We start from the raw sequence: 9316 nt of genomic DNA on the forward strand, positions 1-9316 counted from the left end.
GGATTTGTCGAGAATTCTTCCTTGCATTTAACTTCTTGTTATTCAATTAAAATTGATGGATTAGATCCTTTTTATCAGAGTGTGTAAAGTTTCCTCATCTTTTACAACAGGCCGGTACCTTATCTATTGCGACACGAAAGCTGCACTGAAGAGTTGTCTGCCTTTCAATGGACTGTGGCGCAGACCGTTCATACCACTGAACGAAGCTAGGGCCATGAATAAAGAGCTGGCCTGACAATGTAACAAAAGAGGGGAAGCTCTCTGGGGGACGTATCGTGAGAGAAGCCCTTCCTGGTAGCCATATCTGGGTAAGTGCTAGCTAATTGGTATGGTGAATGTAATGTGAGTCCGCGACAAAGACCGTTAGTACGAACAAGTGGAAATGGCTAATACACTTGAACCAAAAGGTAACGGAAGCTGGAGCCAGGTTTGGATATTCTGGCTCGTGGTCAGTATGCTTCCCGGTTGAAAGTGGGCACCTAACCCAATGTACTTTTCTATGCGGAACGTGAGAACCCATTTGAGTTCCGGTTAAACTGGTAGGTTGGCTGCGAGGCCAACCGATGACTCAGGTGGTGTAGGAGGTTAGAAAAAGCAAATGCTTCGTCGTAATAACGAGGATACGAGTTGCAATATTACTCGATGCGAAAGCATGCTGACGTCTAGCTGGTCTTTAATGGCGAGAAATCTTGAAGAATCACTTGTAATGAAGGAAGGCAAATGATAATTCAGTTATCAAATGGTGCACCTTCAGCTAAGGATAACGCCTGGAATACAATTAATTGGAAGAAAGTTGAGTTTGAGGTGAAGCGACTTCAAGTGCGTATCGCCAAGGCTGTTGAAGAAAAACGTTTTGGCAAGGTCAACGCGCTCCAATGGATTCTAACCCACTCACGCAATGCAAAATTACTTGCAGTGAAGAGGGTTACGAAAAATCGTGGCATAAAGACACCAGGGATTGATGGAGAAACCTGGCTGACATCGAAAAAGAAAATAAGAGCAGTTGATACACTTAGTCGCAAAGGATATAAATCACAGCCTATGCGACGAATCTACATCCCTAAAAAGAATGGCAAAAAAAGGCCGCTTGGGATACCAACTATGAAAGATAGAGCGATTCAAGCGTTACATCAATCTGCATTGGAACCAATAACGGAAACTACTGCAGACAAAAACTCCTACGGATTTCGACCGGGTCGAAGCTGTGTAGATGCAATTGCGCAATGTTTCGTTCTTTTATCACGGAGAACATCTGCAGATTGGGTTCTTGAGGGTGATATAAAAGCGTGTTTTGATAAAATATCTCATCCATGGCTAATGGATAATATTTCAATGGACAAGAAAGTTCTTAATCAATGGCTATCTGCAGGTTTTGTTTACGAAAATGTATGGAATGAAACGGTAGAAGGTACTCCGCAAGGTGGAGTGGCCTCCCCAACGTTAGCAAACATGGCTCTGGACGAACTTGAAAAAGTTATCAAACAGATAACCAAAAGGTCTGATAAGGTGCTCATAGTACGTTATGCAGATGATTTTATTATTACGGGTAACTCTAGGAAAATAAAATCAAGCCAGCAATAAAAAGCTTTCTAGCGGAAAGAGGTTTAACCCTTTCAGACGAGAAGACGCATATCACACACATTGGAGAAGGTTTTGATTTTCTTGGTTTCAATATTCGTAAATACAAAGGCAAGTTACTTATAAAGCCGAGTAAAGATAGCATCAAAAACTTTCTAGCGAATATTAGAGAAACTATCAAAGCGCAAAGAGGTGCATCAGCGATAAACTTAATCCGAATTTTAAATCCTAAAATTCGTGGTTGGGCAAACTATTATATAAATGTTGTCTCGAAGCATATCTTCAATTATGTTGATACGAATATTTTCCAATCAATCTGGAAATGGTGCAAAAGGAATCATCCAAATAAGGCAGGCTATTGGATAAGAAAGAACTATTTCCCTTCTATAGAAAACCGTAATTGGATATTTGCAGCAAATGAGAGGTGCTCGAATGATGAACGGACGTCAGTTTCTAATTTGGTTCAGGCTGTCCATATAAAAATAAAAAGGCATGTCAAAATCAAAGCCGAGGCTTATCCGTACTGCAGAAAATATAAACGATACTTTGACATGAGGTCGAATTCATCTTGAAGCTGCAACATCATAGATGCTGAAAGCCAAAACTGCCAAATAACAGACGGATCACCAAAAGGTTGGTTTTATAAAGGCTTGAGCCGTGTGCAGGGAAACCCGCACGCACGGTTCTTAGGAGAGCGATGATTGGAAACAGTCATCGCTTATCCGAGTCACAAACAAGGTATAAGCATGAAAAAATAAAAAAAGAGGTGTTATGAATTTACGAGATAATCAAAATTCAAAAAATCAAAATTTGTGATGGATAAGATTCTTCATCCTTTGGATGAGGCTATTAGTACCGACTCCTTGCGTTAAAAAATTATTATATTTGAGTGGCTAAGGAGCAGATAGGCCCATCAATTAGCATTCAATTTGATCTAGTAATTCAATCTGTTCATTAAGATTGACTATCTGATTTTGCCAATATACAGGAGTATTAAACCATGGAAAACTCAAGGGGAAAGCTGGATCTGTCCAGCGTTTTGCAAGCCATCCTGAAAAATGAAGCATGCGTAGTGTACGTAATGCCTCGATTAAATGGCGTTCTCGTGGATTAAAATCATGAAATTCACAATAACCTCGTAAAATCTTCTCTAATTGTAAATCCATTTGTTCCTTTTCACCGGAAAGAAGCATCCAAATATCCTGTATTGCAGGACCCATGAGGCAGTCGTATAAGTCCACGATATGTGGACCCGATTCGTTCCATAAAACATTTCCAGCATGACAATCGCCGTGCAAGCGGATTTGATCAACGTGAACTATAGATTTAAATATCTGTTCTATCTTTTGTAATGCCGTTTCGGCTGTTTTGCAAAAATTAGGTATTAAATAATCAGGAATAAAATTTTGCTCAAGTAGAAGTTTGTAAGGATTATGCCCATATGTTTGAGGATTTAATTGCATGCGATGCTCAAATGACTTGAATGCACTAATTCTATGTATGCGCCCTATAAAGCGGCCCATCCATTCTAGTTGCTCACTATTATCCAATTCTAGGGCGTGACCTCCGCGCCTAGGAAAGAGTGCGAATCTGAAATCATGATAATGGTGTAAGGTTTGATCATTAATAATTAGAGGTGAAATAATGGGAATTTCATGTTGTACTAATTCAAGTGAAAATTGGTGCTCCTCTAAAATAGCTTCAGAGCTCCAACGATTCGGTCTATAGAATTTAGCTATGAGGGGCTCATCGTTTTCAATTCCTATTTGATAAACGCGGTTTTCATAACTATTGAGTGCGATTAAACTGCCGGTGCAAAGAAGCCCCGTGCTTTCAATTGCATCCAAAATGGCATTGGGATGCAGTTGCGTATAGGGTGTTTGATTTTCGTGATTCAAATACGAATTCTCTGCTGGGAAAATATAGGGATGTATTATACAGATTGTATCTTAAGACAATAATATTTTTTTCCAAAAAACGATAAGATAATTAGTTGGTGCCTTTTGTAATAGTTCTGTTAGCAGGAGGAATTATCAAATAAAGTTTAAAAAAAACACCGTATAAAAATTTAAATCATGCTCCTTTTTTACTAGAATCCAGGCTAGAGGTCAATTTTTAGAAATGTTCATTTTCATTAAATTACAAGCTCAAATGGTTATTTGAAAATTTCAACTGAGGGTACAATCATTTTAATAGCAGGCTCAACTCATTTACCAATAGATGATTTTATAGATGATATTTTACAGAAGGTAACATCTCATACTAATTTAGTAATAACAGCTGCACCTGGTGCTGGCAAGACAACTCGATTGCCTCCGGAATTGCTTTCTGTTGTAGCCGGGAAAATATTAGTGCTAGAACCTCGAAGAATGGCGTCGATTGCTGCTGCTCATCGGGTTGCAGAAGAAAATAATTGGCTAGTCGGTGAGGAGGTTGGTTATCAAGTCCGTTTTGTCAATAAAACATCGCATAAAACCAGATTAATTTACATGACGGAAGCTTTGCTGGCACGACACATGATTCATCATCCTGAGTTAGACGATGTAGACATTGTGATTCTAGACGAGTTTCATGAAAGATCTTTATACGTTGATTTAACACTAGGATTAATACGTGAATTACAAGAGTTAGGTCATCATATTAAAATTGTGGTCATGTCAGCGACACTCGAAGCAGAAAAAATTGCTGAATATTTGGGTAATTGTCCTGTCATTTCCGTGCCTGGAAAATTATTTGAGTTAACGATACGTTATCAAAAATCAACCCAATTACTAACACCTAAATATCAATTTTATGAGCATTTATTTCAAGTCATCAAAGAAGCACAGCGACAGACTGATAAAGATATTTTAGTATTTTTACCGGGTGCACGTGAAATTGAACGTGCTAAAAGATACTTACTTGATTGGAAAGAAAGCAAAAAAATAGAAGTGCTCACGCTGCATGGCAGTCTTCCTCTGGAAGCACAGCGTATCGCATTGCAAAAATCTTCAGCGCAAAGAATTATTCTTGCAACTAATATTGCTGAGTCTTCTGTTACTTTAGACGGTGTTGATACCGTCATAGATTCAGGTTTAGTAAAAATAATGAAACAAGATTTACGTACTGGATTTTCACGCCTGGAAATTTCGCGAATTAGCTTAGCGAGTGCCATTCAGCGTGCTGGTAGAGCTGCCCGACAATTTCCAGGTGTTTGTTACAGGATGTGGAATCAGCATGATGAAAGTTCATTTGTGAAATCAAATATTCCAGAAATTCTATGTTCAGATTTAAGCGATAGTTTGCTTTTTTTAGCCAATCAACATATCTCGAATTTTCAGAATTTTTCGTGGTTTGAAAGACCTCCCCATGTCAACATTGAACGTGCGACCTTTAGCTTACAAGCAGCAGGTGCTATCCAAAATAACAATGAATTAACATCAATAGGCCGCCAGCTTTTAGACTTCCCATTACCTCTGCGTTTGGGGAGACTATTAATTGCAGGTATAGAAAATAATTGCATCGATCTGGCTGCAAAAATTGCAGCGTTATTACAAGAGCGCGATATTCTACGGAAAGAAATGGCGAATCATTTTCAAGCAGATCATTTTGAATGTGATGTTACACCGCGATTAAAAATTTTAAATAAATTTCTAAAAGATGGTTCTTCACATGAAGGTCATTTCACAATTTTACAAACTGTCGCGCAAAGTTATCAGCAGATTCTAGATCTTGCTAAAAAATTAAAAAAAGCAGAGCTCCCTGCTTATCTTGAAGAAGATGAAGCGAGACAGTTACTCCTTATGTTATCTTTTGGTGATCGTTTGTGTCGACGTCGCAAGAACTCTGATCGTGCATTAATGGTCGGTGGTCGTGGTGTAAAATTATCAGATCGAACGCTTGTGAAAAGGAGTGAATTTTTTATTGCATTGAATGGTTTTGAAGAAAGCGGCGAGGCTGAAACTTTGATTAATCAGGCGAGTGGGATAAATAAAGAATTTTTGTTCAAACATTTTTCCGACCACATCATAAAGAAAAGAGACATCATTTTTGAAGCAGAAAAATCGCAATTTTATCAGCGTGAATTTAAAACACTTTGGGATTTACCTATAGAAGAACCGAATTTTTCGCTGGCGACCTCTGTACACGTTGCAGAAAAATTGCCTGATATATTAACTGACAATTGGGCGAGTACACTGAAGAAAAATGAAAATTTACATGAGTGGTATCAAAAGATTATATTTTTACGATTCCATAAGGCATTAATACCCCCTCATATACAAGATGAATTGGAAAGTCTTTTCGACGGAGATGCATTAAAAAAATCATTTTGCTTAACTGTATTTAGACAAGCATGTTTCGGTGAAAGTAAAATGACCTTAGTACTGCAAAAAAATTTAGTATATTTTTTTGAACTAAATATATCTGAAACATTGCGTAGTATTTTACAAACCGAACTCCCAAATAGGTTAAAAGTTCCAAGTGGTAGCATGATACCCATTCATTATTCAACGGTTGAACATCCCTTTCTTAGAGTACGCATCCAAGAAGTGTTTGGATGGGAAGAAACGCCGAAAATATTATTTCAGAGTGTGTCAGTTGTACTGCATTTATTAGGGCCGAATTTTCGTCCAGTGCAGGTAACAAGCGATCTAGAAAGTTTTTGGAAAAATGGTTATTCAGAAATCCGTAAAGAGTTACGGATACGTTATCCTAAACATCAATGGCCATTAAATCCTGCTGATGGCATTGCTCACGCGAAGGGAGCGAGGCGAAAATAAAAGAAATCCAACGATGAATCTATGCTTGTTTGGAAACGCGATCACAGCAATGTGGTCTCGTTTCCAAACAATTTTTACGTCAGGGCAAGTTCCGGGTAATCGTTCACGCCTCTTGTCATATAACTATATAAAAATTAATAGTTTTTGTGACAAAGGGTTTTTATTTGTCCAGAAAATTGCTAAAGAACTTATTGGTGATTTTCGAGACCATATTTATGTAACAGACCGTTATTCTGCCTATGACTTTTTGCCTGATAAGAATCGCCAAGTGTGTTGGGCTCATTTAAAAAGGGATTTTCAGAAAATATCAGAACGCCCTGGTGTATCAGGAAAAATAGGAAAAAAGCTTCTTAAAGCTTATGAGCGCCTTTTTACGTTTTGGAAAACAGAGTATGACCCAAACATGCTTGCATTTAAAAAACCTAGAAAGAGGTTACGTTATTTTAAAGCAAAACTACTTCGTCATTTACGTGAAGGCTCTCGTTGCACCCATAAAGCAACTGCCAGAACATGTATTAATATTTTGGAATCTGTGGATAGTTTATGGAACTTCTTTGAAACTCCTAATGTCCCTCCAACGAATAATCATGCCGCGCACCAACTCAGGCCTCTAGTTATTTCTAAAAAACTAACATTCGGAACTCAATCAGAGCGAGGCAGCCGCTTTATTGAGCGTATCTTTTCTGTTGCTGCAACATGTAAACAACAACAGAAAGATGTCTTGGTATTTATTATGGATGCTCTTCAGAAGTGGATTTCAATTCATCAAAACTTAGACGCCCCTTTACAAGGGGCGTGAACGATTACCAACAATATTTCAAAGAAAAACTATATGAACGAATGTGGAAATTAGAAGGAGTTATGAATGAATTAAAAATTTATCATGATTTAAAACGAGCTCAATACAGAGGATTGGAAAACACACAAATTAAAGCCTATTTTGCTGCTATGGCTTTAAATACCAAGAGATTGATATTTTTTGCAACGCAGCCTTTGTCCGAACACATACGGCTAAGAAACAAAGCCGGTGTTTTTCGCCGAATAGGGTAGTCATATTCTTGGGAAAGGCGCCCTTTAAAAAGGCGCTCTTTAAAAATGGTTATTATTCAATCGCGTAGTTGTTTTTTGGGGCGACAGTATAATTCGGATTTTCTATTTTCGACAGAGCCGACCTCAGAGACTCAGGAAGAAATGATGTCGTGCTAACGTTTGCACTGAAAAGGTAACCGTAACTAAAATCGCTTGGCAATGTTGGAGTGCTGCTGCTAATGCGGTAAATCCAAGTTGCTCCACCGTCAGTGCTGTTGGCTAATAGAGGGTAGTTGTCTGTCCCGTTGTAATAATAGCCTGCGGCAATTATGGTGGTGTTAATGGTAGCACTAAAACTGACCGAGCAATTGGCGGTTATGGCACCCGTAGTGTAGGTGTTCCTCGACCAAGAGCCGGCAGGGCAGGTGCCACCTACAGTATTGGAGAGGGTGTAGCCGGTGTTGGCAGTGACGGTAAATTGTTGGGTTTCTCCGTAATTAACCGTTTTTGGGGTGCTAGGAGAGATGGTTTCATGACCATCGCCACGGGGTGTGACCGTATACAGTTTCGTGTTCAGAGTGATATTGAGCTCATGACCAGTGCTTGGCTGATAACACTGTTGCAAAGAGCCTGATTCGCATAAATAAGGACCGCTGTGGATGCCTGTTTGGGGTATCTTGCTGCCATCAACATCAATCGTTACGGTGCACCTACCAGTTACACCTCCTTTGGTTGCTGGAAGAAAACAACCTGTCGAACTTAGCCCTGGTGTTGAAGGGCGCTTGGGTATGGAAGTCACCAATGCCAAATGTTTCGAACGAGACGAATTGTTGGTTATGGTGTACATCACCTTTGTCTTACCAACTGGTGATACGGTCACATTTTTCGGGCTTGGTAACGAAAAGGTCCATACGGGTTCTTTTGCGTAAGCTGTTGTCATTGAAGCTACGCCTAAAATCAGCGCAATTAGTGCGTTGATGCAGTATTTTTTCATGGTCGCATCCTTATGCCAAATAAGTAAGATTAAACATCAATCCATTAGTGTAGAGGTGATTTAAAATCAGCCCCGTGTTTAAGGTTTTCTCTGGAGCACGTCCTAAGCTGCTTTTGCCCCAATCAGTACATTCATAACCCACGGCGATACTGTCGTTAATCCAGGGAATAAGCCAAAAATCCATATCCACCAAAAGCGCTCCTTTCGTAGCCACATGCGTGTGCTGAATTTTATTGTTGTAGGTGAAGTTATTAAACTCAGGGTTTGCATCATCCCAAATCACACCCGTTAGACCGGCTTGACCGGTAAAGCCAACCGCAACACCCAATTGACCTTTTAGGGTTTGCGATAATGCCTTTTGTAGGCCTACAAAAACTTACCCATCAATCAAACAAAGTTGTTCGCTGATTGATTCGCTGCATAGGTTTTTTCAATATCAGGCGTTAAATCAAAAGCTTGGGCTTGTCCTGCACTTTCCCATACGGGACCTACGCTAAAGGTTCCAACCCAATTCCATGTGGCCTGCTCGCTTAGATGACCCATGGTGCCTGCCAACACATTGGCAGTCCAAAAACCGGTCAATACCATGAGGATAACTGATTTCTTACTTATGAATGCTTTTTGGTGTTTTTCCTTTTTTTTTGAGTTCATCGTTTATCCTTGAATCGAAACCAACCACACGAATAATTTCCATGAATCATGATTCATGATTTTAATGATTCTTTCAAGCAATTATTTGGGTTTTGGGGTTCTAATGGGCTGCGTTGAAAAAATTAGAATTAGGGTATAATTGCGATTTTCTATAGAGCAGCAAATGTCTGAAAATCTAATTGATTTCAAATGGCGGCACTTTAATGTGGATCTAATTCTGGAATGTGTACGTTGGTATTGCAAATAGGGCATTAGCTATCGTGATTTAGAAGAAATGATGGCTGAGCGTGGGTTGGCAATTGAC

General features: G+C 39.2%; 9 protein-coding genes. 5 read left to right on the forward strand and 4 right to left on the reverse strand.

Annotated features, from left to right (window positions below; translation table 11 throughout):
* The first annotated feature begins 720 nt into the window (after positions 1-720).
* Complete coding sequence (locus EKG34_RS18440) at positions 721-1581, forward strand: reverse transcriptase domain-containing protein (protein ID WP_003637218.1); 861 nt, start codon at positions 721-723, stop codon at positions 1579-1581.
* 200 nt (positions 1582-1781) lie between these two features.
* Positions 1782-2150 carry a group II intron maturase-specific domain-containing protein gene (locus tag EKG34_RS19075; protein WP_263643082.1) on the forward strand — a complete coding sequence of 123 codons (369 nt, stop codon included), beginning with the start codon at positions 1782-1784 and terminating at the stop codon, positions 2148-2150.
* Positions 2151-2495: 345 nt separating this feature from the next.
* Here the strand turns inward: EKG34_RS19075 and EKG34_RS17890 are convergent, their stop codons facing one another.
* Positions 2496-3476, reverse strand: coding sequence for a serine/threonine protein kinase (locus EKG34_RS17890; RefSeq protein WP_003637216.1), 981 nt, complete (start codon positions 3474-3476; stop codon positions 2496-2498).
* 261 nt (positions 3477-3737) lie between these two features.
* Between EKG34_RS17890 and hrpB the strand changes: the two genes are divergently transcribed.
* From hrpB to EKG34_RS17905, 3 genes are read left to right on the forward strand one after another with little or no spacing between them, the layout of a single operon-like run.
* On the forward strand, positions 3738-6338 hold the full coding sequence (gene hrpB / locus EKG34_RS17895) for an ATP-dependent helicase HrpB (protein ID WP_003637215.1): 2601 nt from the start codon (positions 3738-3740) through the stop codon (positions 6336-6338).
* A 49-nt stretch (positions 6339-6387) separates the two neighbouring features.
* The gene (locus EKG34_RS17900; protein WP_165391562.1) at positions 6388-7137 is read left to right on the forward strand and encodes an IS66 family transposase; all 750 of its coding nucleotides are present in this window, start codon (positions 6388-6390) and stop codon (positions 7135-7137) included.
* Positions 7134-7388, forward strand: a complete 255-nt coding sequence (locus EKG34_RS17905) for a transposase (RefSeq protein WP_003637213.1) — start codon at positions 7134-7136, stop codon at positions 7386-7388. The genes EKG34_RS17900 and EKG34_RS17905 overlap by 4 nt, the downstream gene beginning before the upstream one ends.
* Before the next feature lie 52 nt (positions 7389-7440).
* On the opposite strand, the gene EKG34_RS17910 is transcribed toward EKG34_RS17905, so the two are convergent.
* Genes EKG34_RS17910 through EKG34_RS17920 form a run of 3 tightly spaced genes read right to left on the reverse strand, consistent with a single transcriptional unit; the run spans position 7441 to position 9012 of the window.
* On the reverse strand, positions 7441-8361 hold the full coding sequence (locus EKG34_RS17910) for a hypothetical protein (protein ID WP_003637212.1): 921 nt from the start codon (positions 8359-8361) through the stop codon (positions 7441-7443).
* Positions 8362-8371: 10 nt separating this feature from the next.
* Positions 8372-8689 carry a hypothetical protein gene (locus EKG34_RS17915; protein ID WP_003637210.1) on the reverse strand — a complete coding sequence of 106 codons (318 nt, stop codon included), beginning with the start codon at positions 8687-8689 and terminating at the stop codon, positions 8372-8374.
* A gap of 59 nt (positions 8690-8748) precedes the next feature.
* Positions 8749-9012: a hypothetical protein gene (locus EKG34_RS17920; protein WP_003637209.1), complete on the reverse strand. Its 264-nt coding sequence runs from the start codon at positions 9010-9012 to the stop codon at positions 8749-8751.
* Positions 9013-9316 lie beyond the last annotated feature (304 nt).

It is taken from the genome of Legionella longbeachae (genome assembly GCF_004283175.1).
In the GTDB taxonomy this organism is placed as follows: Bacteria; Pseudomonadota; Gammaproteobacteria; order Legionellales; family Legionellaceae; genus Legionella; species Legionella longbeachae.

Coding starts and splice junctions, on each gene's coding strand:
- EKG34_RS17910 (WP_003637212.1), bottom strand. CDS start 8,361: ATGAAAAAATACTGCATCAACGCACTAATTGCGCTGATTTTAGGCGTA.
- EKG34_RS17920 (WP_003637209.1), bottom strand. CDS start 9,012: ATGAACTCAAAAAAAAAGGAAAAACACCAAAAAGCATTCATAAGTAAG.
- EKG34_RS17900 (WP_165391562.1), top strand. CDS start 6,388: ATGTGGTCTCGTTTCCAAACAATTTTTACGTCAGGGCAAGTTCCGGGT.
- EKG34_RS18440 (WP_003637218.1), top strand. CDS start 721: ATGATAATTCAGTTATCAAATGGTGCACCTTCAGCTAAGGATAACGCC.